Raw genomic sequence first — 22,178 nt, 5'->3', positions numbered from 1 at the left:
AAGTCCGCAATGCCGCCATCCAGGCATGGATAACTTTCGATTGAGGTAAATGTCCGCTCTCGAGAAGCTTGCCGGAATTGATCGAATGTCCGCCAAGGGCCGAATACCCCCCTCAGACCCGCTCACTCTTATCCCGGGTGTTTGCCCGCCGTGCCAGATGCGCCACCACGTTCTCGATCATTTTGATGCCGGCGTCACCGCCCAGGCTCATGATCGATTCTGGGTGAAACTGAACGGCGGCGACGGGTTCTGATTCATGCTCGATGCCCATCACCACGCCGTCTGGCGTCTGGGCGGTGATGGCAAAGCCGCGCGGCAGGCGCACCGGATCGGCAAAAATCGAGTGATAGCGGCCCACGGTGATTTCCCTTTCAAGGCCGCAAAACACCTTGCCGGGCTTTAACACCTTGATGCGCGAGGGCTTGCCATGCATGGGGACCGCCAGTTGCCGCAGGGTGCCGCCATAGGCTTCTGCCAGCGCCTGCAGGCCCAGGCACACGCCGAAGACCGGCAGCTTGCGCTCGCGCAGTTTGCGGATTGTCGCCTTGCAGTCAAAATCGGACGGCATGCCCGGTCCCGGCGACAAGACGACGAGATCGGGCTGGTGCGCGTCGATCACCGTCTCGGCAACCGGCGAACGCACGGTGGTCACCTCAGCGCCCGTCTGGCGAAAATAGTTGGCCAGCGTGTGAACGAAACTGTCTTCATGGTCGATCAGCAGGATCTTGACGCCCGCGCCGACCTGGGCGGCCTTCCGCTTGCCGCTGTCCTGATTGGATTTGCCCGCTTCGCGGATTGCCGACAGAAGCGCGGAGGCCTTCAACTCGGTTTCGTTTTCCTCTTCCACCGGATCAGAATCAAACAGCAGCGTTGCCCCTGCGCGCACTTCGGCAATGCCCTCCTTCAACCGGATCGTGCGCAGGGTCAGCCCGGTGTTCATGTCACCGTTGAAATGCACCACGCCCACCGCGCCGCCATACCAGGCGCGGGCGCTCTTTTCGTTTTCCTCGATATAGCGCATGGCCCAGAGCTTGGGCGCGCCGGTAACGGTCACCGCCCAGGCATGGGACAGGAAGGCATCGAAGGCGTCCATGCCGTCGCGCAGCCTGCCCTCGATGTGGTCGACGGTGTGAATGAGCCTTGAATACATCTCGATCTGGCGCCGCCCGATCACCCGCACGCTGCCCGGCTCGCACACCCGGCTCTTGTCGTTGCGGTCCACATCCGAACACATGGTGAGCTCGGATTCGTCCTTTTTCGAGTTGAGCAGTTTGAGGATTTGTTCTGAATCCTCGATAGCGTCCCTGCCCCGCTTGATGGTGCCGGAAATCGGGCAGGTTTCCACCCGCCTGCCCGTCACCCGAACATACATTTCAGGCGAAGCGCCGATCAGATATTCGTTGGCGCCCAGATTGATGAAGAAGGAATAGGGCGAAGGGTTGATTGCCTTGAGCTTGCGCGAAATGGCGGAGGGTTCGTTGTCGCATTTTTCATAAAAGGTCTGGCCGGGCACCACCTCGAACAGGTCGCCGCGCTTGAATTTTTCCTTGGCCTTTTTGACGCCCCGCGCATATTCGCCGGGCTCATGATCGCCGCGCGGCGGCTGTTTGGCGCTGGCTTTGAATGCCGCATCGGGCGTGTTGCGGGCAAGGCCCTGCGTCGAGTTGCCATCGACCTCGAATTCGTAGCGGTCATGCCAGGCGGTCGCCTGGTGATGGTCCACCACCAGGATTTCATCGGGCAAAAACAGAACCAAGTCGCGATTGTCGCCGGGGCGCTCAAGGCGCTGTTCGATCTCCTCGAACTGGAACGCCAGATCGTAGCCGAACGCCCCGAACAGGCCGAGGCTGGGGTCCTCCTCACTGTAGAACAGATCGGTGATCGCCCGCACAACGGAAAACACCGTCGGTGCCCGCGAGCGCATTTCCTCGGACTCGATTTTTCCCCCATCCCTTACGGCCAGTTCGATGGCTTCCTCGTTCTGCGTCAGGGAGGCAACATGGTCGTGGCCATCCAGCACTTTTCCGATCTTCGGCAACAGCACTTTGCCGCGACCGTTATAGGCAAGGATGCGGACCTTGCGGCCGTCTGCCTCAATCCCCAAGGGGGGGTCGACAATCGCCGTATCCCAGCGGGTATAGCGCCCGGGATATTCATAGTTGGAGGAAAGCACCGCACCGCGCCGCCGGTTGACGCGCTCCAGCATGTCCTCAATGGCCGTCGCATAATCGGCCTCAACGCTGGCGCGCGAAACGCGCACCCCACCCTTTGTCACATAGTCGATTGGACGCGAAACCATCTGTTTTAATCCCGTCTTGCCGTTTTACGATGGGCCGGCCACAGGCAAACAAAAAGCCGCCCTGGCGGTTCCCCGGCGGCTTTAATTCCATGATGCATGCGCAGCAATGGCCCGGCCGCCTCAGCGAACCTGCCACCACCAGTCATGTGCCATCACGATGTTCATGCGCGTGATGTAGACCGAAACGGCGCGGCGTGCAACCGCCGCCTTGCTGCTCTGGGGCCACGGTCTTCTTGCTGAAGAAAGACGACAGGAAGACCCGAACCGGGCGGATTGGTTCGGGCCTTCCATTCAGGGACCCGGCCCCTGCAGGAGGCAGCAGCCAGGTACACGTGTGCCGGGATGTTAGCAGGGGGTCCGGCACGCCGTGTCTCGTTACGCGCTGCGGTGTCTTGCACTCTTTATGCGCGTGTTTTTGTTCTTATATAACTTTAGATTGTATTTGTAAACAAAATGCTAAACGCACCGGATGCTGTGTGATTTGAAATACTATAATAATATCAAATAGTTGATTGTTTAGCAGGTTTCAGGCCAAGGCCCATGTGCACGGGCCAGTCCTCAACAGCGACCGACAATACAACCGGAAGGCGAATCATCTCCAGCCAGAACGGCTTTCGACGCCCGTCTGCAGATGCAGGTTATTTGTCGAGAACGTCGCGGATTTCGACAAGATTGGCACGAACCCTGAGCAGGTCGAAACCGATCGATTCCAGATGGGATTTGACGAGGCTGGAAGCGCTGCCGTTCATCACAATGGGCGGGCGCATGGTCAGGGCATCTGTCAACTGATTGTCAACGCGCTGCCAAAGCGAATAGAGGTTGCGCTGGCGCACCACATCGCGGAAGTCGCTTTGGGCCGCGGTAAGAATGCCGTGATAGGCATAGAGCTGGCCATAGGTGAACCAGAACCGGTCATCGGCGCGGCGGTCCAGCCCGAAGAAATTGGCTTCCTGCATGCGCCGCTGCAGGATTTCCGATGTAGAGCCGATGTCGGCGGTCATGCGGTCGATAAACTGCAGCAGGTTGTCGGCACGGGTGTCGAAATCCGCCTGGCAGTTGGCAAGCTCCTGGTTGAATTCCAGGAAGCTTCGGCGGGCGTCACGCAGCCGCGCCGGCGTTGAGGGTTGAAGGAATGGCGGAGACAGGGTGACCACCCATGCGTTTTCGCGGTAATTGGCCGCTTCACGGGCATCCTGCAGGCTCTTGTTGATCGACGATGTGCCGCGAACCCTGCCCAGCCGGTCGACCAGCTCGATGGCCGTGCGCCGGATGGCCTGGTTGGTTCCAAGCTGAAAGGCGGCCTTGTTGTCGAAAAACGGCGTATCCTTCCAGTCCCAGATGAAGAACAAGCCCATCTTGTGCAGCGGATTGGACGGCACCCAGCTGTCCTCCACCACATTGCGGGCAAGGAGGTCGGCTGTTACCTGCACCATGGCGGAAGGCTGGCACTTTCCGTCTTCAAGCGGCGCGCCGGCGGCCTGATAGGTGTTCTGAAAGTCGTATTTGCTGGCGTATTCAGGGTCGGTATTGCCCCAGAACTGGGTGATATAGAACATATAGGCATAGCCGAACACCAGCAGCAGAAGCAGCAAAAACACCGGTATCTTTACAAACCATCCGCGCCCGCGCAGCCAATTGCGGAAGGCAACGAAGGGCCAGATGAGGATGGCGATACCCTTGCCGATTCCCCGGCCGATCCAGTAGAAAACGCGGGTGAAAAAGTCGACCACCGGGTCCAGCATGAATTCCTGTCCTTATCCGTAGAAGCGGGCACGCAGCGCGCGTTTGTCCTTGAAATAGGTATTGCGGATCGTCTTCACAACATATTCCCGGTACTCCTCCGGCCAGTCCTGATAGGCACGGTAGAAACCCTGTTTGTTGAAAACGAACAGGGTGAGAAAGTCAAAACGCAGATACTCCGAAATCAGCCGGTTGGTAAGCCACCAGTCGGCATGTTTGGGGTTGGCGCGCGAAATCAGGAACCGGTGTTCGGGCCGCACTTCGTGCAGGTCCACGGCCGACCAGTCGCGTGAGCGCTTGAGGACGAATTCCAGCAGCGGCAGGGCGCCATCGCGTTCGATTGCCTTGGCGTGCTTGTGCACCCAGCCATCAAGCATGCGGTTGGACAATTCATCCAGTTCCACAGCGGGATCGCGCTCGACCATCATGCCGATCACCAGCATGCGGGCGCGCTGCTTCAGCAGGCCGGACTTTTCCACCCAGGAACCGCGCGGCGGTTCGATGCGCCGCGTTTCGAGCAGAAAGCGGAATACCTGGGCATGGTTGTTGATGTCGATATAAGAGACTTCCCAGGGGCGCGACTTGCGGAAACCGCGGGTGTTTGGATCGGCGATCACCGTCACCTGCCGGTCGTCGTTGAAGACGTAAACCCCGCCAAAATGGGATGTCCAGAAGGCATTGTGGCGGAACACCACCTCCTTGGGCAGCAGTTCGTTCGTCCGGATGTCGCCGGTAACCTTTGCGATCTCCACCATTTCCGCCAGCATCGCCTCATCCTGCCAGGCATCGGGATCCTTCATCAGCTTGTCGATCATCACCTGAAGTTCATGCGCCTTGCCGAGAAGATCAGCAGAGGTCGACAGCTTGAATTCCACCTGTTCGATGCGCAGCAGGTCTTCCAGATTGTCAACCGCATGCACATTGTCCTCGATCTCGCCATAGAGGACATCCTTGATGGTCAGGGCGAAGATTTCCCGCCGGTTCTTGTCAAAGAACTCCAGCATCAGTTCTTCGGTGTTGGAGAACTGGGTGTGCACCACCGGCAGTTCGGACTGTTCGGGCGAAAGAATGATGAAACGGCGGTTGACCCCGTTTGGATCAAGATATTCCAGGTCGTTAAGCGCATCGGCGACTTCCGGCGAATATCCGGTCATGTCGATCTGAAACCGCTTGAGCTTGACGGGCTTGAGCCCGAACCCCTTCAGCGCCTTGTTGTAGCGCTCGACGAGATGCGGCTCGTCGATCGTCAAAAGCCCACCGAAAATCAGCTTGTGGTCATACAGGCGCTTCATGTGTCAGGTGCCTTGAAAGAAAAGAATGGTGAGTATATAAATACACATGATATCAAAATCGCCCTCTACCGAAACCAACAGCCGCACCATTATCAGACGTCTGAAAAAAGAGGGCTTCGAGCTTGTTGGTATAAGAGGCTCCCATCACAAGTTCAAGAAAGGCAACCATACCGTCGTCGTTCCGCACCCAAAGAAAGACCTGCCGCTTGGAACGGCAAGAAACATTGCAAGGATGGCGGGCTGGTAATGAAAGCGAAAACACCATGACCCACTATATCGCAATCGTGCACAAGGATGAGAACAGCGCCTGGGGCGTCAGCTTCCCGGACCTTCCGGGCTGTTTTTCCGCAGCAGACAGCGAAGCCGATATTCTTCCCAATGCCATGGAGGCGCTGGAGTTTTTTGCCGAAGACCTAGCCAGGATGCCCTCCCCCTCGTCCATTGAGGCAATCCGCGGCCTGCCGGACATCGCCAGTGACCTGAAAACAGGCGCCTATCTGATCTCCGTTCCGCTGTTGAAAAACATCGGTAAATCGGCCCGCATCAACATCACCCTCGACAAGGGGTTGCTGGAAGCAATCGACGATGCGGCGCAGCAGCGCAAGATGACCCGGTCAGGGTTTCTGGCCCAGGCAGCGGCGAAAGAGATTGGGGGTTAGATTTCAATCCCCGTCTTGTTCTTTGTTTATGTTCTAATGTGGCCTGTCATTAAAGTGCGACGGACTTGCTCCCAGTTCACAACCAAAAAAGGATTTTTCTACAGCGCGTTCACTTGTGGTCATACAGGCGCTTCACGGCTGTTTACTCATATTGAAAAATCTCAACCAGCCTTCGGGCGATCAAGCGGGCATCCGCAACAGCGATCTTTCCAAGGCGTCTTTCCAGTCTCGTTTTGTCCACAGCCCTTACCTGATCCAGGGCAACGTCCCCGTCCCTTTTTTCAAACCTTACGGGAACCCGGCTCGGCCACTTTTTGCGGGTGCTTGTCATCGGCGCAACGATTACGGTGTTCAATATGTCGTTCATGACAAGCGGTGATACGACGACACAAGGCCGAACCTTGCGAATTTCCGATCCCCGGGCAGGTTCAGGATTGAAGAGCCAGACATCGTAACGATTGAACTGCCGTGATGGCGTCACCACTGCCACTCCGAGTGGTCAAATTCGTTTGGAGCCTCGCCCATCAGCAGGCCTTCATCCTTTGCCGGAGGGTCGGCTCTGAACGCCTCCTCCCAGTTTTCCCGCACCTTCGTCAGTGGCGAAAGCACAATTTTACCTTCCACAATTTCAATCTCCACAGCCTCTTCCAGCCCAAGCGTGTCGATCAGCGCCTTCGGGATGCGGATGCCCTTCGAGTTTCCGATCTTGATGATGTCGACCTTCATGTCTACAGCCCTTTCGTAATTACAATGTAATTATATATTGATTGGGCATCAAGCCCCCCAGTGGCCGTCCTTTTTCATCTGCTTGATTTTGTCGACTGCTTTTTCGCGCTGGCGCTCGCGGCGGATGATTTCCTGCACCGCCGCATTGTCGGCCTTGTCGGTGTAGCGGAATTCTGAATCCGCATAGCGGTTGATTTCCTGCATCACCATGTCGAGGGTGAACGGCCCGCGCAGTTCCTCGATCATCGCGGTCTTTTCATCATAGGGCTTGTGCATGAAGGTTTCCGCTTTTTCGAACCATTCATCCGGCAGATCGACATCCATCGCCCGCATCTTGATCGCGTCGGTGATGTTCTTGATCGCCCGGCCGGTAAAGCGCGGCTCGGCCTTCTTGATCATGTGAAGATAGGTGCCCACATCGGCCATGGTCTTCAGCTTGCCATGGTCCTTCTTGAAGCGCTCATAGATCGCCAGCAGTCCCTCTTCCTGTGGCTTGGTGTGTTCGTCATAGGCAACCGATACCGCCTTTTCGATGACCTGCGCCTCATACAGGTCATGATCGCCCAGGGGAATGTTGTGGTTCTTGCCGGCCAGCAGCACGAAAATGTCGATATAGTCATCCCGTGTGATCGGCCCGTCCACCAGCCAGCGCGCACCCGCCCGCTGGCGCAGGGCATCGTCGACATTTTCCGGATAGTTGGAGAACATGCCGAAAGAGCAATTGCCGCGCACCACGGTGGTCGCGCCGGCAAAACTCTCCATCAGCACCGCCGTTACCTCCTGCTGGCCGGCCGAAGCACGATCATCGGAGCGCTTGGCCGCCACCTGGTCGATATCATCGACGGTGCCGAACCCGATGGCCCGCGGATTGAGACAATTGTTGATGAACTGCTTGCAGTTCTGGCCGGATTTGCCCTGATAGGAGGAAATCTGGTCGACGCCGAAATTCTCGTAGTGGAAGGGATAGCCGGCGATCTGGCAGTAATCGTTGATGAGGCCGGCGATCATCTGGATCAGAATCGTCTTGCCGGTGCCCGGCGCCCCGTCGCCGATAAAGGTGAAGACAAAGCCGCCCAGCTCGACAAACGGGTTCAACTGCCGGTCGAAATCATAGGCCATCAGCATCTTGGCGAGCTTCATCGCCTGGTATTTGGCGATGTGGTTGCCGATGATCTCGTTCGGCTTCTTGAAGGTCATCACCAGGGGCTTGACCTTTGCGCCGGGCACATCGTCAAAACCGTTGAGTTCAAACCCGTCGCTGTCGAGCTTCAGATGGGTGTTTTCGAAGGCTGCCAGCCCGCTGAACCGCGCCTTGCGTGACAGAAGGTCCTCGATACAGGCTTCTGCCGCCTCTCTTGTGCGCGTCAGCAGCACCATGTCATCGGCCGACGATGCGGCGGCATCCTCAAGACAGGCAACAAACCCCTTGAGCGCATCCTGGGGCGTTGAAAAATCGAAACTGGGCGGGGTGACATCGCTGACCGGCTCGCCGGAAGCCTCCACCATCTGCTTGACGTAGGCTGCCGCCGTGAACGCCGCCACATAAGCCGATGCTTCCAGCATGGCGCGGAACCGCTCTGCCTCCTCTCCCTGCAGGGTGGCCGATGCGTTCTTGTCGCGCAGCGCATCCATGCCTGTCCGCCTTGCATAAAGATCGGCAACCGCCAGCGCCACGGCAATCGCCCGGCGCGCCTTGTAAAGGACGCCGTGCTGAGCCACCGACAGCATGGAATCGTCCGGCGTGATCTGCGTCAGCGTGGAGGCCAGCTCAACGCTGCGGGAGGACTTGGCACCGGAGGTTGAAACCGTCTGCACGAAACGGCGCCTGGTGCCGGCAATCTCGGTCTTGGACTTCGACTTGGCTGCCTCGATCACCGATGTCCTGGTGACCAGCGATTGCGCCGTTGCAAGATGTTTGGCGATGTCCTCTTCGCGCAGTGTCGTCAGCGCAGCATCCATCCATTCGCTCCTCTAGAAATTCCTCAGCACCTGCCCGCCGGAAATGACGTGGGTCTTGTAGTCCTCGAACAGCGCCTTGCGCTGGCCGGAGGCAAATACCGCCTGATAGGCTTCATGGGGCACCAGGGCATGGCGCTCGAAGGCAGAGACGCCCATGCGCGCCGCATCGAGATTGTCGGTATCGATGTGGAAGGATTCGCGTGCCGGCTCGCCGCCCCACAGCCCCCATTTGGCAGGCTTTTCATTGACCGAGAAGATTTCCTGGATGGTCCAGGTCAGCAACCACTGGTTTTCGGCCCGTTTCACCTTCTGCAGGATCTTCTCGACCTTTTCCCCGTGGCTGGTGATGTCGGCGTGATAGAACGGCCCCAGCACGAACCGGCGCAGCTGTTTGGGGTGGAGAAAATCGAAGTCCTTGTCGAGACTGGAGGCGATGGTCGACAGCGTCAGGGAGTAGGATGAGTTCTTTTCACAGAATTCGTCGAACCGGTTGGCAAGTGCCGGATTGAGCAAGCCGCCCACCGGCAGCGGAATGTCCACATCCTTGTTGAGCTTGCCGCCCTCGGCGACCAGCGTCTTGATCATGTCCTCGCTGGAATCCTCCAGCGCCACCATGTAAACGAGCGGCAGGTTGGCCATGCCGTCATAATAACCCCAATGGACGATGTAATAGGGCCAGTTCGTCTTCGGGTTTACCGAGACGCGGATGGTCTTGGGCAGAACCAGGGGAGAAAAGTGCTGGCCTTCCTGAACGCTTTGCAGATAGCGCCGCTCCGCCATGGCGCGGATCAGCGGTTTGGGCATCGCCTTCTTCTTCAGGATGTAGTCGACCATCTCCTGGCGCAGGGTCTCCTCGTCCTGGATTTCGGCAAGCCGCTTTTCTGCTTCCCGCCGGTCGTTTTCCAGTTCCAGCACATTCTGAAAAGCGGGAAAACCGGACTCTGACCGGGATATGCGGAACTTATCGGCAAAGGCCAGCCGGTTTTCCCAGCTTGCAAAGGAGCCGCGCAGCCGCGCCAGATAGGAGGCAATCACCGCCCCAACCAGATCATGCTGGTAGAGCGGCGAATCCTCTTCCTGAAGATAAGTGTCGAGCCCGTCCAGCGCTGCGCGAACGGCATTGAAGTATTTTCCGACCGGCTCTGCGGCAGCTTTGCCGGACCGGTTCGCATCCCCGCCGGCAGTTCGGCTGGCAGGCCGGCCGGCGGATTTCGAAGGGCTTTTGGCCCGCTTTTGCCTGGCAGCCATATGCCGCTACCCCTGCCCTGACACCATCATGTCCGCAGGTAGTCGGCGGAATTGTGCTTTCGCATCACCTCTTCGAAACGCCGGCCAAACGCCTCGTCGGCAAGTTTCTTGCGGCGCTGGATATCCTTGGTGGAAAGCATGTTCTTTTCATGCATTTCCAGCAGATCGCCGATATGGGACTGCGCGGCGGCGCCAATGCCGGCCATGGTTTCTTCTGCCGCCGTGTCGACCTTGTTGCCCAGGGTGTTGATCTTGTGGGCGACATCCTGCTGGGCGGCAGTTTTCAGGGAGTCTTCCAGCGCCTTGTAGAGCACGACCCGCTGCTCGGTATCGATTTCCAGCTTGTTGATCAGCGTCTGCTGGGCAGCGATCTGGTTGTTGAGGGAATCAACGAAGGTCTGGAACATCGAGGTATAGCGCTCCAGCGTCTGGCTTTCGGCCAGCAGCTCCTGCTCCTTGGCCTGGGCCTGGTTGTATTCGGTTGCCATGTCGGAGCGCTGGGCTTCCAGCTTGGTGCGCTCCTTCTGGTTGGTGGTGGCGGAAATCCGGTTTTCCAGATCGAGCAGCAACGGGTTGAGCTCCTCGATACGGGCCTGCGTCCCCTCCAGCACTTCCATGGTGGACTTGCGCCGTTCCAGCACCTGTTTGAGCGAGGTTTCGGAGGACTTGTAGCGGCTTTCAAGCGCTGCCTTCTGTCCCTTCAATATGCCGATGATCTTGTCGGATTTCGACAGCAGTTCGGAAAGATTGCCGGCAAGCGACATGTTGCGCACACGCTCCGAGCGCATGCGCTGCATGCGCTGCTTGGAAAAGATGCCGATGAACTTTTCCCAGCCGGTATAGCTTTTCATGCTCTCGAACTCGGCGCCGAAGACGTTCGTTGCATCCTCAAGGCCGATGATCAGGTCGGCAATGTTGCCTTCCATCACCCCCTGCTGGCGCAGCACGTCCTCGATGCGGGCGTTTTCGATGTCGAAATCAACCTCGCCAATGGTTTCCGCCTTGGCCAGTTTTTCGAGCACAATCCCCGACTGCTCGAGCTTGGTCTTCATTTCCTCGACCGTCTGGCGCGTCTTCTCGATCTCGGCGTCAAACTTCTGCAAATTGGCCATGTATGGAATCTCCCGCAATAGGCGGCGCAAGGGGCTCATGCCGCACAAGATAAGCTGTCGGCAGTCAATATAGACATCGCCGCCCGCCATTTGAAGCAGGGAAATAGGGAAATGCAGAGTCGGGAAAATCGGCTTCAGCTAGCCAGGGTCAGGACCCTAGATCACAAAATCGCTTTCGTGCAGCGCGCTTTGTTCGATCCCTTCGAGGAAAATCGAGCCGGTGCCCAGGGAGACCAGGGTGCCCACCAATTCGCCCTCATCGTCGAATTGATCGGCACTGGCCGAAAGCAGATCTGCAAAGTCGGTCACGCCATGATCGCCGTTCAGACGAATTTTGTCGCCGGGTCCCGTTCCGGCCTCGAAATCGGTGATCGTGTCGCTGCCGAATGACTCGTTGAAGATGAAGACATCCCGTCCCGCACCACCGGTGAGTATATCGTTGCCAAGTTCCCCCAGCAGACGATCATTTCCTTCCCCGCCCAATATCACATCGTCACCCTCGCGGCCTGCCAGCCGATTGTCACCTGCATCGCCGGAAAGGACGTCATCAAACCGGGAACCCACAAGGTTTTCGACTTCCTCAAGACTGTCGCCTTCTGCGTCCCCGCCGCTGCCCATACCATCGGCAAGAAAAACACTGATCCCTGCTTCTGATGCGAGGTAAACCGCAGTATCAACACCACTGCCGCCGTTCAAACCATCGGCGCCTGCGCCACCGATCAGCCGATCATCGCCCGCACCGCCAATCAACTGGTCATCACCGTCACGACCCGCCAGCCGGTTGTCTGCGGCATCTCCTTCCAGAAAATCCTCATATGACGATCCTGCCAGATTCTCGATCCCCGTCAGCGTGTCGCCTTCGGCATCCCCGCCCGACGCGGTTTCGCCGGCCAGCGAAACCGCCACGCCTGCGTTGGAATTTCCATAGGCCGCCGTATCGCCGTTACCTTCCCCGCCATTAAGAACGTCGCCACCGGCACCACCGTTCAGCCGGTCGTTGCCCATGCCGCCATCAAGAGCATCGTTGCCTGCCCTGCCCCGCAGCGTGTCGTTGCCAGCACCACCATTCAAAAGGTCGTCGCCTCCGTCACCGCGGATATCGTCATCGCCTTCGCCGCCGGTCTCTTCAACGGGCGGTGGCGGGAGCGGCTCCTCGGGGGCGTCGGCAATATCATCGATGTTGATCTGGATATTGTAGACCGGGTTCGTGAAGTCGATGACCGGCACGAACTGGTTTCCGAAGAATGGCTGTTGCGATCCGTCAAGATAGAGACTGTCACCACCGATGTTGAAAAGCGCATAGTCCAGCGTGATATCGAGACCGGTTTCGAAAACCGCCAGGGAAACCGCATCGCGCAACAAGCCAATATCGATGAAGTCCGCCGCCCAGTCGGTCAGGCCGGCAATGTCAAAAATGCCGATGATGTCGGTGAACGACGATCCCCCGCCCTCGCCGGGATCAAAAGTCTCCGACTGGAAGTAGTAGTTGTCAGCGCCGCTACCGCCAATAACATAGCTTGCACCGAAACCGATCTGGTTCTGGAAATAAAAGTCGTCATCTCCAGCTCCCCCGACCAGAAAATCGCCCCAGCCACCGCTGTAGAAGTCATCGTCGCCGTCGCCGCCAAAAGCGTTGTCCGGCTCGTAACCCAGTGGAGCGCCGGCGGAAGTGCCGTCCTGAAGCGACGCCAGGATTGCTTCCGGTTCGGCTTCAGAGAGATCGAAGGTGAGCGGATCGACACCCGCAAGTTCACCCGTGACAATGATGTCATTGCCAAGGCCACCATAGAGGGCATCGAAACTGCCGGGGCCATCCGGTCCCGTGCCGCCGATCAGCTGGTCATTGCCATTGCCGCCGTAAAGCCGGTCTACCCCCGAACCGCCATGCAAATGGTCGTTGCCGCCGCCGCCGCGCAGAACATCCCAGCCGGAACCGCCGGACAGCGTGTCGTTGTTGGCGCCGCCATAGAGCTTGTCGTCGCCACCATTGCCGATCAGGATATCGTCGCCGCCTTCACCACGAAGCACATCATCGCCATCGCTTTCCGTCTCGCCGCCCTGCGCATCGCCATACAAGGTGTCGGTACCGCCGCCGCCATGCAGCCTGTCGCCACCACCATTGCCAATCAGGGTGTCGTTACCGATGCCCAATCGTATCGTGTCATTTCCATCCGATCCCGTGATGTTGAGCGAAATGAGATTCCCGCCACCGACACGGTCAGTCAGTATATTGCGTTCCACACTAGGGAAGCTGTCGATTTCAGGCGCTGTTACTCCTAGGAGGTATGTCGCCATATCGATCCCGACAATTGACAGAAGCGTTGTTACGTAGGCGTTGCTGTTCTGGTTGAAGTTATAATCGATCTCAAATCCGCCAGTCAGGAACTGATTATGCACCTGAGCCAGAATACTCCAAACAGCATCCTCTGACATACCATCTGGTAATGTCACCGCTTCTGCCGCATAGTAATTTGTATTTGTGTCGGAATAGTTTGGTGTATTCGTTGTGTGATCGCGTATCGGTGGGAAATCAAAATCACCAAGAAGAACCAAATCCGGCGCCTGCGCTTCAATTTCAAGCTTTGATGTACCATCAACGCGCACAATCTGAAGATGCCCCCAACCCGGCGTTAAGTTGATGTAATTTGCTGCAATTTGGATTGCCATCCTCAATTCCTCTTACTCGTAGTTGTACAGAGCCTGTGTGCTAACCAGATTTCCAGATTTTGATATCGTTACGGATACAAACAATCCGTATGCGAATGTTCGCCGCCACCAACGACCAAGCGGACCATCGATCTCGCTCGGGTCGCGCGTGCCTTGAACCGAAACTCCGGGTTCATTGAATCCATTAAGACGCATCACCAAAGAGCCAACTGGAATCACCCCAACTTTAAAACCGGAGTTTTCCAGATAGTCCCGGATTTGCTCTTTGCTACCCAGCAATATCGCCTGCTGTTCGAGGTGACTTTCGAGTTGTTGCAGCGTTTTGATTTCCTGCCAGGGGATACCGTCCTTCATGCTGGCTTCTTCCGCGTGAAGTTCAGTCATGGCTGTAATCGGTAGAATCGCCACGAAGGAAATGGCGCAGAAAACAAGGAAGGAAATGTTTGCGCGCGGCGTTAATTTCCAGAGAATGAATTTGCGAGTCATGAAATCTGATAAAAATCGTATCTCACTCATTACCAAGCCCTTTCAATTCTATCAGATCGTCCCGCTTCCTTGCTAATATCCAGGCGGATAATTTTTCTATCTATAATCGAGAAGCCAATTGGGAAGCAGGACATATCATTTCTTGGTCTATCAAATACGACCGTATAGTTCTTATCTTTAATATCAATATTTCGAATACGATATCCACTGTTCTGAACATAGTTCAGAACTTTATCCGCGAAATAATTCTCAGTTTTTGCGTATGACATCACTGCCTGCTGGAACCATCTTGCATTTTGCGAGGTAATACATGATGCCGCTGGTCCATAGAATGAATACGGAACGAGAAGGTATGCCAAATAGCCCGCTACGACCCACCAGCGCTTCTTCTTCCACCATGGCCGGTGCCGACGGGTCTCTTCGCCGGTCTTGTTCGCTGTCACGCCCTGAAACTCCCACACTCAAATTCGCCCGCCACCAATTCGCCACCTGCGGTTTCATAGACAATTTGCAGGTGACCATAGCCGGCCGCCACGAGATTTGATGCAAGATACAGGCCTGCCATATTCATTTCTCCCTATTTCAAATTATAACCGCTATTGACATCCAGCGGATTGCCGCCGCCGTCCAGAACCAGCGAAACACTGAAAGAACCCACCAGTGCGTTCGGAGGGCGCAACAGGCGTTCAGCATAGCCGGCAAACCGGCTGATACGCGCCGTCATTGGGGGATAAGGTAGCTAACGTTTATTCTATTTCCATCACCATGGACGCCGTAACTGCGCATCAGTATTGAATCCACTTTGAGAATATTCAGCCTCTGATTGGAATCTCCCGGCTTCAGCCATCCAAGCAGCTTGTCGGCATCACCAAATTGCCTTGCCGCCCAGAAGGCGCAGACTTCAAGATCCTCAAGGAACCGAAGCCTGCGCCAGTACATGGCACCCTGATCGTCAATGCAGGCGTTAAAGTCGGGAAAGGCGATGGCCGATGCCTTGTAATAACGTATGGCGTTGTTGTTGGGGCGGCCGTGTTTATCCTGCCAGCTTGACAGCGGTTTTCCGCGGATCAGTATCTCCTCATCAATTGGATAAGTGTAAAATACGTGCCCCAAATACGGAAACCTCGGAACGGAATATGCTCCCGTAATCCAAAGCACCAACAACCCCACGACCCACCAGCGCTTCTTCTTCCACCATGGACGGTGCCGACGGGTCTCTTCGCCGGTCTTGTTCGCTGTCACGCTTTATAACTCCCACACTTTAATTCGCCCGCCACCAGTTCGCGCGTCATCTCTTCGACACGCAACCGGCCCATAGCCCCACACGCAAAACGCGAATCATGGGTGCATGAGATCAAGCCCAGGCGGCGGATACAACTCCCCATAATTGGGGGTGTTGAAAGATGATGCCATGGCGTGGCAACAAACCACATTCAGCTCATGGCGCCAGAACGGCCCGGCATTACGCGCGATCAAGCTCTATCGGCTCGCCATGGGGCGTTCTTGCCGCGGCAGCCTGCCATTGTGCTGAACGGCGGGCACGTTCCTGCACGCTGGCAAGGGCATGTTGCTCGCCGATCTCCTCCAGCGTGTGCCACCAGACCTCGTAATAGGAGTTTGGCTCGCCCGCCCTGGTATTTGCCTTCAGATTGGCGCCGAAGGCTTCTGCCCATTCGTCCCATGTGAACACGCCGCGCTCATTAAGATGCACGGCGAGGGCAAAGGCCCGCGCCTCCCAGGGTTCGGCAAAGACCGGCTCACCGCAATCGCGCGGTATGCCCGGAACGGCAGCAAGTGCATCCTGAGCGCTCATTCCACCGCCCTTTCAAGATACGGCTCCCAGCAATCGACAAACACTTCATGGCTGCCGGCGCCAAACAGGTCTCGGGCGCGAAATGCTACCGAATAAAGCCAGTGGGGGTCTTCCCCCTGCCCATCTGCATTTGCATCGGGAAAGACATGAAAACCCTGCACGGCGGCGATGATGCCGGGCCTGCCCCGCACATAGCGCGGCAGGCGGGTGTGGCCCTGCGGATGGTGGTTGCGGGCAACAATGGGTTCGCCCGGCGCAAATGCCGGCTGTGTGGAAGTCTCCCGGCTTACGGGGCCGCCGGCAGCAAGCGCCACACCCATGGCGGCCCGGTCCGGCGCCGGGCGCTTCGTTTGCACTGCAGAAATTTCCAGTTTTCCGCTCTCAAGCTCTGCGCCATTCACCATGCCGCGTGCTTTCATCAGGCTTTCGAGCCCGGCCAGCCAGATCTGATAGTAGGAGGAAGAAAGATAGGCAACCGGCGGCAGGTTTTCACGGGCAAAGCGCGACTGATCGAGGTTCCACATGCCCGCTGCCCCCATGGCAACGGTAATGGCCAATGCCCGCTTTTCCCATTCGCCATGAAACACCGGCTCATCAATTTCCGGCTCGACGGGACCGTAACATTGCATGCCGCCCATGTCGTGCGGGCCGTTCATGTGGCTTGTCCTGAAGCTGCGCCCGGCGAAAGCGCCAGTCCCGTGCCGATCATGCTGTCACGGGTGACCAGTGCGGCGAGTTGCTCTTCATCCCAGCCCTGGGTTTGTGGCGGGCGCTCGGGGATGACGAGATAGCGCATTTCGGCGGTCGAATCCCACACGCGGATGGTCTTGCCTTCCGGCAGTTTGACGCCGAACTCCGCCAGCACGGTTTCAGGTTCGCTTACCGCCCGCGAGCGATAGGGCGCCGATTTGTACCAGACCGGCGGCAGGCCCAGCACCGGCCACGGATAACAGGAGCACAAGGTGCACACGACCATGTTGTGGACTTCAGCCGTATTCTCGACGATGCGCATGTGCTCGCCCTGGCGGCCGGAAAAGCCGAGTTCGGCAATGGCCGCCGTTGCATCCTCGCGCAGGCGCTCAAGATAGGCCGCATCGCTCCAGGCCCTGGCAACGACCTTCGCCCCGTTGCGCGGGCCGACGCGGGTCTCATAGGTTTCGACAATCTCGTCCAGCGCGCCGGGGTCGACATAGCCCTTTTCCACCAGCAGTGACTCCAGCGTGCGAACCTTCAGTTCCATTCCCTCCAGATGGGAATGCTCATGATCATGGTGATCGTGACCGTCGTCTTTACCCATCTGTTCTCATCCGGCTATTTTGATCCGGCAGGGCCAAGCTGCTTTTTCGACCAGTGCTTCCTGCACAGCGAAACGTACTTGTCTTCACCGCCGATGACAATCTGTTCGCCGTCCTCGATGATCTTCCCCTTTCCATCGAGGCGCACAACCATGATTGCCTTCGAACCGCACCAGCAGATCGTGCGGATTTCGCGAAGCTGATCGGCAATCGCCAGCAAAATGGCAGAGCCGGGAAACAGCTTTCCCTGAAAATCCGTCCGCAGCCCGTAACACATGACCGGGATGCCCATCTCATCGCCCACCCGTGCCAGTTGCCAGACCTGGTCTTCGGTAAGAAACTGCGCCTCATCGACAAACACGCAATCAAGCTTTCTGCAAGCGTGCTCCTTTGCAACAAAGGCGTGCAGATCGGTATCGGGGTCAAACAGCTCGGCGGCCATGTCGAGGCCGATGCGCGAGACGATCCGCCCCTGCCCCTGCCGGTCGTCGAACGCGGAGGTGAGCAGCAGCGTATGCATGCCGCGCTCCCGGTAATTGTGGGAGGCCTGCAGCAGGACGGTGGATTTCCCGGCATTCATCGCCGAGTAGGAAAAATAGAGTTTGGCCATGGCACCGGCAGAATGGTTGCCGGTATTCCATGCCTTTCCCGCCGCCCGCTTTCAAGCGTCCCGGCAAGGTCTCCACAACTACGGCAGGTGATGGCTCAGGCGATTTTTGCTTCGCGGTCCGATTTTGAAATGCGCCGGAATTCGCGAATATAGCTCATGGTGCGCAGGGCATCCTGGGGCTTGCCGAACAGATAACCCTGGCCGGCGTGACAGCCGTAACGCTTCAGGTTTTCGGCCTGATCGATTTCCTCGATCCCCTCGGCAACCACGGTAAGGTCCAGTCCGGCGCACATTTCCAGAATGGCACGGACAATGTGCTGGGATGGCCTGTCGTTGGCAAGCGCCATTACAAATGCCCGGTCGATTTTCACCTTGTCGAGCTTCAGGTCGCGCAGCCTTCCAAGGCTCGACTGACCGGTACCGAAATCATCCATCGAAACGCGCACCCCGGCATCGTGCAGTTCCGCGATGATCTGTTCGGCGGTTTCCGGATCGCTCATCATCGCGGTTTCCGTCACCTCGATTTCCAGGCGGTGCGGCGGCAATCCGGCCTGCTCGATGACGTTGAGGATTTCGTTGGCCGTATTGGGGTCAACCAATTGGGTGCTGGACAGGTTAAAGGACAAAAACAGGTCCTCCGGCCATTCGGAGGCGGTTTTCGCAGCCTTGAAAAGCAGCAGTTCCGTCAATTGCGCGATGATGCCGCGTTCTTCGGCCAGCGGCACGAATTTCGCCGGAGAGACAAAGCCCAGCTCAGGATCAATCCAGCGGGCAAGTGCCTCAAATCCCAGCAGATTGCCTTCCTGCAGGGAAACAATCGGCTGATAGTGCGGCGAGATGTTGTCGTCGGAAATGGCGCGTCTGAGCGCCTGCTCCAGAATGGCGTTTTCGCGAACGGTCTGCTCGATTTCCGAAGAATGGATCGTCAGGCGGCCCCTGCCGCGGCGCTTGGAATGATACAGCGCCGTTTCGAGTGCGGCCGTCATCTTTTCGATCGTGGTGCCCGCTTCGGGATAAAGGGCAAAGCCGAATGATGCCGACAACCGTACCGAAGAGCCGTTGATGTCGAAGGGCGCAGCCAGCACCTCCTGCAGCAACCGCCCCATCTGCTTAACTTCCTCGCGGCTGGTGGCATCTGGAAGGATGAAGGAGAACTCGTCGCCCTCATAGCGGAAAACGTAGCCGTTATCCTCAATTGCCGCGCGAAGGCGGTTGGCGCATTGGGTCAGCAGCAGATCGCCGCCGGCAAGGCCGTAAAGGTCGTTGATCGGCTTCATGCCGTCCAGATTGAGAACCCCGACAGCAAAGCTCGCCGGTTGTTCGTTTCCGTTCTTCAGATTGGCTGCCTGGGAAACCGTCTTGAATTTCTCCAAAAACCGCATCTTGTTGCCAAGACCGGTTGTCTTGTCGGTAAAGGAAAGGGTCAGGACCTTGCCATCTTCCCGGCGGCCAGGCTCGTTCCTGTCCTTGCCTGACCGGTCGTCTTGTTCGGATGCTGCTTCCTCGCGTTGCCTGTCCAGGGACTCCTTGGTGTCCACACTCATCAGCTGGACAATAATGCAGGCAGCCGCACTCGCCATCAGTGCGGAGATCCAGTACTTGGCCGATTGCGGCGAAACGAGCCATTCGGTGGTGAGCGAAACGAAGCCGGAGGCGATCAGGAAGAATGCAGCCGCAATCAGAAAGATGCGGTTGTGATCCTTGGCCTGCGCGGCAACCCGGTCAAGAAAACGCCTTTTCCTGCCGTCCTTGTTCTGCATTGCCGCTTTTCCTGTTCCCCGATCCATTGAGGCGACCATGGGTAAAAAAGGTAAATGCCCTCCTGCCGCGCTGTACAAATCAGCGCTTTGACCGGGTTTGGACCGGCAAAACAGTCAACGTGGTTAGCGGGAGGTAAACGGCTGGTGCCCGCTGGCGGGTCAAGGCACTATCCTTGGAAATCCTTGGCCAGAAGGTACAATTCGACCGAGCCGGTGCGAGAGGCCGGCGGCTTGACGTGATGCACCGAGCCGAAGCGTTTCTTCATCGCCTTGAGCAGTTCAGCCTCGGTGCCGCCCTGAAAGGTCTTGCACAGGAAGTGCCCGCCCGGTTTGAGCACCTTTACGGCAAAGTCGAGAGCAACTTCCACCAGATGCATGGTCCGCAGATGGTCGGTCTTGCGGTGCCCGGTGGTCGGCGCGGCCATGTCCGACAGAACGACATCCGGCAGTCCGCCACCCAGGGCCGCCATCAGAAGATCGGGCGCATCCTCATCGAGAAAGTCCTTCTGCAGAATGGTCGCGCCGGGAACCTCGATCATCTTCAGATAGTCGATCCCCACCACCAAAATGTTTTCCGCCGTGGAACCGGTCCGCTCCACGCTCACCTGGGTCCATCCGCCGGGGGCTGCCCCCAGATCGATAACCCGCTTGCCGCGGCCGAGCAGGCCATGGCGGTCATCGATTTCCTTCAGCTTGTAGGCGGCCCTTGATGCATAGCCTTCTGCCTTGGCCTGCTTCACATACGGATCGTTCAACTGGCGCTGCAGCCAGAGGGTGGAGGACAGTTTGCGGCCCCTTGCCGTCTTCACCTTCGTGGTCAGGCTGCGGCTCTTGACGCTTTGGCGGCCGCTGCGGCCGCGCACACCGGGAGTACCGGAAGAAGCTCCCCTGCCGGTTCTGCCCTTTCCGCCGGGCGGTTCTCCCTTGCTCATCGCTGTTTCTTTCTCACCCAGCGGCCCTTTTTGGGCGGCAGCCAGGCATTGTCTGCACTCATCAATTGCGTCAGCGCACCCTCGCGCAGCCCCCGGTCGGCCACTCTGAGGGTCTGGCAGGGCCAGGTGCGCCGGATGGCCTCCAAAATGGCACAACCGGCCATCACCAGGTCGGCCCTCTCCTGCCCGATGCACGGACTGCTGGCGCGCTGGTCATAATCCATTGCTATCAACTGGCGCAGTACCGTGTCGATATCATCAGAACGCATCCACAATCCGTCGACCAGACGGCGCTCATAGCGCGGCAGGTCAAGGTGAATGCCTGCAAGCGTCGTCACCGTTCCAGACGTGCCCAGAAGGTGCACCCGGCCATTGCGCCACACCCGGGAAAAACCCTCATTGTCGGCAAATTCGGCAAGGTGGACGCGCACCTCTTCCACCATGCGCTCGAACAGTTCCTGGTCGACCATCTTGCCGCCAAAACGCTCGGCAAGCGTCACCACACCGATCTGCAGCGAGGTCCAGTCCAGGATCTGTTCGGATATCGCGGCGTTCTTGCGGCCCCGCCTGACAAGCACGAGCTCGGACGAACCGCCGCCGATGTCAAACAATACCGCGGCCTCCGCCTTGCGGTCGATCAGCGAACCGCAGCCCTCGGCAGCAAGATAGGCTTCCGTCTTGCGGTCGATGATTTCCAGCTTCATGCCGGTATGTTCATACACCCTGTCAAGAAACGCCTTGCCATTGCCGGCCTGGCGGCAGGCCTCCGTCGCGATCAGGCGGTGGCGGCTGATATCGTGGCTGATCAACTTGCCGGCACACACCTTCAATGCCTCAAGCGCACGGTCCATGGCGGCCTGCGAAAGTTCGCCGGATTGTGCCATTCCCTCCCCCAGCCGAACGATGCGGGAAAACCCGTCGATCACCCGGAACCGGCCCTTTTGTTGCGGCAGGGCGATGAGCAGCCGGCAATTGTTGGTGCCAAGATCGAGCGCTGCATAAAGCGGTCTTGTGTTTCGTGCCGGGCGGCCATGACTGGCTGGGGCCCCATGTCTTCGGCCGGGTTCTGCTCTGGTCTGCTTGCGGCCTCTGCCGCCTGCTTCATTGCCACCACGCTTGTGATCTGCACGGCTGCCCGGATGTTGCGGCCTTTTCTGTCTGTGCGGTCTGTTTTCTGCGCCGTGGTCGGGCACGGCGGTTTCACCGCGCTGCGCAGAACCGCCGGCGGCGTTGCCCCGGCCCGGGTGGTAGACAACATCCGGCGCCGGTTCCACCGGGCCGCGCAGGCCGCGGATTTCGGCTTCGCCATTGTGTCTGCGCCTGCGTTTTTGCTTGCCGTTTGGCCGCGACGCACCAAAGGCGTTTGCCGGCACCGGCTTGTCCCGGCCGCCGGAGGGGGGGCCGCCATGGGCATGCTCGCCCGCCGGCTGCTTTTGGCGGCCGGAAACCGGACTAATGGAAGATGCGTTCCGTTTGCCTGTTCTGCTGTTCAGCGGGTGCTGATTGGCGGCCTTGCCGGCGGCAGGATGGCCGGCATCACCGCCGGCATGCACTGCGCGGTCATCATCCCGCGGTGATCC

At 58.2% G+C, this 22,178-nt stretch carries 22 protein-coding genes; 2 read left to right on the top strand and 20 right to left on the bottom strand.

Annotated elements, in window-relative coordinates; all coding sequences use genetic code 11:
* Nucleotides 1-112 precede the first annotated feature (112 nt).
* From BVL55_RS05560 to BVL55_RS05550, 3 genes are all read right to left on the bottom strand, one after another.
* Complete coding sequence (locus BVL55_RS05560; RefSeq protein ID WP_075996075.1) at nt 113-2,299, bottom strand: anthranilate synthase; 2,187 nt, start codon at nt 2,297-2,299, stop codon at nt 113-115.
* A gap of 638 nt (nt 2,300-2,937) precedes the next feature.
* Nucleotides 2,938-4,041 carry a DUF2333 family protein gene (locus tag BVL55_RS05555; RefSeq protein ID WP_075996074.1) on the bottom strand — a complete coding sequence of 368 codons (1,104 nt, stop codon included), beginning with the start codon at nt 4,039-4,041 and terminating at the stop codon, nt 2,938-2,940.
* Nucleotides 4,042-4,053: 12 nt separating this feature from the next.
* Nucleotides 4,054-5,331 carry a DUF6638 family protein gene (locus BVL55_RS05550; RefSeq protein WP_075996073.1) on the bottom strand — a complete coding sequence of 426 codons (1,278 nt, stop codon included), beginning with the start codon at nt 5,329-5,331 and terminating at the stop codon, nt 4,054-4,056.
* Nucleotides 5,332-5,377: 46 nt separating this feature from the next.
* Here BVL55_RS05550 and BVL55_RS05545 point away from each other — a divergent pair, with 46 nt between their 5' ends.
* Both BVL55_RS05545 and BVL55_RS05540 read left to right on the top strand, forming a co-directional pair.
* Entirely contained in the window at nt 5,378-5,578 is a 201-nt protein-coding gene (locus BVL55_RS05545; protein WP_075996072.1) for a type II toxin-antitoxin system HicA family toxin, read from the top strand.
* A gap of 16 nt (nt 5,579-5,594) precedes the next feature.
* On the top strand, nt 5,595-5,990 hold the full coding sequence (locus BVL55_RS05540; RefSeq protein WP_075996071.1) for a type II toxin-antitoxin system HicB family antitoxin: 396 nt from the start codon (nt 5,595-5,597) through the stop codon (nt 5,988-5,990).
* 142 nt (nt 5,991-6,132) lie between these two features.
* Here BVL55_RS05540 and BVL55_RS05535 read toward each other — a convergent pair whose 3' ends face one another.
* The 17 genes from BVL55_RS05535 to BVL55_RS05465 all read right to left on the bottom strand — a co-directional run bounded on the left by BVL55_RS05535 (nt 6,133) and on the right by BVL55_RS05465 (nt 22,151).
* The gene (locus tag BVL55_RS05535; protein WP_156892433.1) at nt 6,133-6,471 is read right to left on the bottom strand and encodes a type II toxin-antitoxin system PemK/MazF family toxin; all 339 of its coding nucleotides are present in this window, start codon (nt 6,469-6,471) and stop codon (nt 6,133-6,135) included.
* Nucleotides 6,468-6,716 carry an AbrB/MazE/SpoVT family DNA-binding domain-containing protein gene (locus BVL55_RS05530; RefSeq protein WP_075996069.1) on the bottom strand — a complete coding sequence of 83 codons (249 nt, stop codon included), beginning with the start codon at nt 6,714-6,716 and terminating at the stop codon, nt 6,468-6,470. Before BVL55_RS05530 ends, BVL55_RS05535 begins: the two co-directional genes overlap by 4 nt.
* Nucleotides 6,717-6,764: 48 nt before the next feature.
* On the bottom strand, nt 6,765-8,675 hold the full coding sequence (locus tag BVL55_RS05525; protein WP_075996068.1) for an AAA family ATPase: 1,911 nt from the start codon (nt 8,673-8,675) through the stop codon (nt 6,765-6,767).
* Between the two features lie 12 nt (nt 8,676-8,687).
* Nucleotides 8,688-9,923 (bottom strand): hypothetical protein, encoded by a 1,236-nt coding sequence (locus tag BVL55_RS05520; RefSeq protein WP_244530598.1) that lies wholly within the window; start codon nt 9,921-9,923, stop codon nt 8,688-8,690.
* Nucleotides 9,924-9,949: 26 nt separating this feature from the next.
* A complete protein-coding gene (locus tag BVL55_RS05515; protein ID WP_075996067.1) occupies nt 9,950-11,035 on the bottom strand; it encodes a coiled-coil domain-containing protein in 1,086 nt (361 codons plus the stop codon).
* Between the two features lie 156 nt (nt 11,036-11,191).
* Nucleotides 11,192-13,330 carry a calcium-binding protein gene (locus BVL55_RS17185; RefSeq protein WP_162841456.1) on the bottom strand — a complete coding sequence of 713 codons (2,139 nt, stop codon included), beginning with the start codon at nt 13,328-13,330 and terminating at the stop codon, nt 11,192-11,194.
* Between the two features lie 384 nt (nt 13,331-13,714).
* The gene (locus tag BVL55_RS05505; RefSeq protein ID WP_075996065.1) at nt 13,715-14,218 is read right to left on the bottom strand and encodes a hypothetical protein; all 504 of its coding nucleotides are present in this window, start codon (nt 14,216-14,218) and stop codon (nt 13,715-13,717) included.
* Complete coding sequence (locus BVL55_RS16405; RefSeq protein ID WP_156892431.1) at nt 14,218-14,631, bottom strand: hypothetical protein; 414 nt, start codon at nt 14,629-14,631, stop codon at nt 14,218-14,220. Before BVL55_RS16405 ends, BVL55_RS05505 begins: the two co-directional genes overlap by 1 nt.
* Nucleotides 14,628-14,753 carry a hypothetical protein gene (locus BVL55_RS17180; RefSeq protein WP_280161843.1) on the bottom strand — a complete coding sequence of 42 codons (126 nt, stop codon included), beginning with the start codon at nt 14,751-14,753 and terminating at the stop codon, nt 14,628-14,630. The genes BVL55_RS16405 and BVL55_RS17180 overlap by 4 nt, the downstream gene beginning before the upstream one ends.
* A gap of 155 nt (nt 14,754-14,908) precedes the next feature.
* Nucleotides 14,909-15,430 carry a hypothetical protein gene (locus tag BVL55_RS05500; RefSeq protein WP_156892430.1) on the bottom strand — a complete coding sequence of 174 codons (522 nt, stop codon included), beginning with the start codon at nt 15,428-15,430 and terminating at the stop codon, nt 14,909-14,911.
* Nucleotides 15,431-15,650: 220 nt separating this feature from the next.
* Complete coding sequence (locus tag BVL55_RS05495; protein WP_075996063.1) at nt 15,651-16,001, bottom strand: nitrile hydratase accessory protein; 351 nt, start codon at nt 15,999-16,001, stop codon at nt 15,651-15,653.
* The gene (gene nthB / locus BVL55_RS05490) at nt 15,998-16,657 is read right to left on the bottom strand and encodes a nitrile hydratase subunit beta (protein WP_075996062.1); all 660 of its coding nucleotides are present in this window, start codon (nt 16,655-16,657) and stop codon (nt 15,998-16,000) included. The genes BVL55_RS05495 and nthB overlap by 4 nt, the downstream gene beginning before the upstream one ends.
* On the bottom strand, nt 16,654-17,298 hold the full coding sequence (gene nthA, locus BVL55_RS05485; protein ID WP_075996061.1) for a nitrile hydratase subunit alpha: 645 nt from the start codon (nt 17,296-17,298) through the stop codon (nt 16,654-16,656). Before nthA ends, nthB begins: the two co-directional genes overlap by 4 nt.
* A gap of 14 nt (nt 17,299-17,312) precedes the next feature.
* A complete protein-coding gene (locus BVL55_RS05480) occupies nt 17,313-17,906 on the bottom strand; it encodes a thymidine kinase (RefSeq protein WP_075996060.1) in 594 nt (197 codons plus the stop codon).
* Nucleotides 17,907-18,001: 95 nt separating this feature from the next.
* A complete protein-coding gene (locus tag BVL55_RS05475) occupies nt 18,002-19,666 on the bottom strand; it encodes a putative bifunctional diguanylate cyclase/phosphodiesterase (protein ID WP_342097960.1) in 1,665 nt (554 codons plus the stop codon).
* 167 nt (nt 19,667-19,833) lie between these two features.
* Nucleotides 19,834-20,598: an RlmE family RNA methyltransferase gene (locus BVL55_RS05470; RefSeq protein ID WP_083649384.1), complete on the bottom strand. Its 765-nt coding sequence runs from the start codon at nt 20,596-20,598 to the stop codon at nt 19,834-19,836.
* Complete coding sequence (locus BVL55_RS05465; RefSeq protein WP_244530597.1) at nt 20,595-22,151, bottom strand: Ppx/GppA family phosphatase; 1,557 nt, start codon at nt 22,149-22,151, stop codon at nt 20,595-20,597. Before BVL55_RS05465 ends, BVL55_RS05470 begins: the two co-directional genes overlap by 4 nt.
* Between the last annotated feature and the right edge of the window lie 27 nt (nt 22,152-22,178).

It is taken from the genome of Salaquimonas pukyongi, assembly GCF_001953055.1.
Lineage (GTDB): Bacteria > Pseudomonadota > Alphaproteobacteria > Rhizobiales > Rhizobiaceae > Salaquimonas > Salaquimonas pukyongi.
This window is presented reverse-complemented; position numbering and strand designations above follow the sequence as displayed.

What these genes read in the sequence shown, in the direction of transcription:
- BVL55_RS05560 (WP_075996075.1), bottom strand. Translation starts at nt 2,299, where the DNA reads ATGGTTTCGCGTCCAATCGACTATGTGACAAAGGGTGGGGTGCGCGTT.
- BVL55_RS05555 (WP_075996074.1), bottom strand. Translation starts at nt 4,041, where the DNA reads ATGCTGGACCCGGTGGTCGACTTTTTCACCCGCGTTTTCTACTGGATC.
- BVL55_RS05550 (WP_075996073.1), bottom strand. Translation starts at nt 5,331, where the DNA reads ATGAAGCGCCTGTATGACCACAAGCTGATTTTCGGTGGGCTTTTGACG.
- BVL55_RS05545 (WP_075996072.1), top strand. Translation starts at nt 5,378, where the DNA reads ATGATATCAAAATCGCCCTCTACCGAAACCAACAGCCGCACCATTATC.
- BVL55_RS05540 (WP_075996071.1), top strand. Translation starts at nt 5,595, where the DNA reads ATGACCCACTATATCGCAATCGTGCACAAGGATGAGAACAGCGCCTGG.
- BVL55_RS05530 (WP_075996069.1), bottom strand. Translation starts at nt 6,716, where the DNA reads ATGAAGGTCGACATCATCAAGATCGGAAACTCGAAGGGCATCCGCATC.
- BVL55_RS05525 (WP_075996068.1), bottom strand. Translation starts at nt 8,675, where the DNA reads ATGGATGCTGCGCTGACGACACTGCGCGAAGAGGACATCGCCAAACAT.
- BVL55_RS05520 (WP_244530598.1), bottom strand. Translation starts at nt 9,923, where the DNA reads ATGGCTGCCAGGCAAAAGCGGGCCAAAAGCCCTTCGAAATCCGCCGGC.
- BVL55_RS05515 (WP_075996067.1), bottom strand. Translation starts at nt 11,035, where the DNA reads ATGGCCAATTTGCAGAAGTTTGACGCCGAGATCGAGAAGACGCGCCAG.
- BVL55_RS17185 (WP_162841456.1), bottom strand. Translation starts at nt 13,330, where the DNA reads ATGGCGACATACCTCCTAGGAGTAACAGCGCCTGAAATCGACAGCTTC.
- BVL55_RS05505 (WP_075996065.1), bottom strand. Translation starts at nt 14,218, where the DNA reads ATGAGTGAGATACGATTTTTATCAGATTTCATGACTCGCAAATTCATT.
- BVL55_RS17180 (WP_280161843.1), bottom strand. Translation starts at nt 14,753, where the DNA reads ATGGCAGGCCTGTATCTTGCATCAAATCTCGTGGCGGCCGGCTATGGT.
- BVL55_RS05495 (WP_075996063.1), bottom strand. Translation starts at nt 16,001, where the DNA reads ATGAGCGCTCAGGATGCACTTGCTGCCGTTCCGGGCATACCGCGCGAT.
- nthB (WP_075996062.1), bottom strand. Translation starts at nt 16,657, where the DNA reads ATGAACGGCCCGCACGACATGGGCGGCATGCAATGTTACGGTCCCGTC.
- nthA (WP_075996061.1), bottom strand. Translation starts at nt 17,298, where the DNA reads ATGGGTAAAGACGACGGTCACGATCACCATGATCATGAGCATTCCCAT.
- BVL55_RS05480 (WP_075996060.1), bottom strand. Translation starts at nt 17,906, where the DNA reads ATGGCCAAACTCTATTTTTCCTACTCGGCGATGAATGCCGGGAAATCC.
- BVL55_RS05475 (WP_342097960.1), bottom strand. Translation starts at nt 19,666, where the DNA reads ATGCAGAACAAGGACGGCAGGAAAAGGCGTTTTCTTGACCGGGTTGCC.
- BVL55_RS05470 (WP_083649384.1), bottom strand. Translation starts at nt 20,598, where the DNA reads ATGAGCAAGGGAGAACCGCCCGGCGGAAAGGGCAGAACCGGCAGGGGA.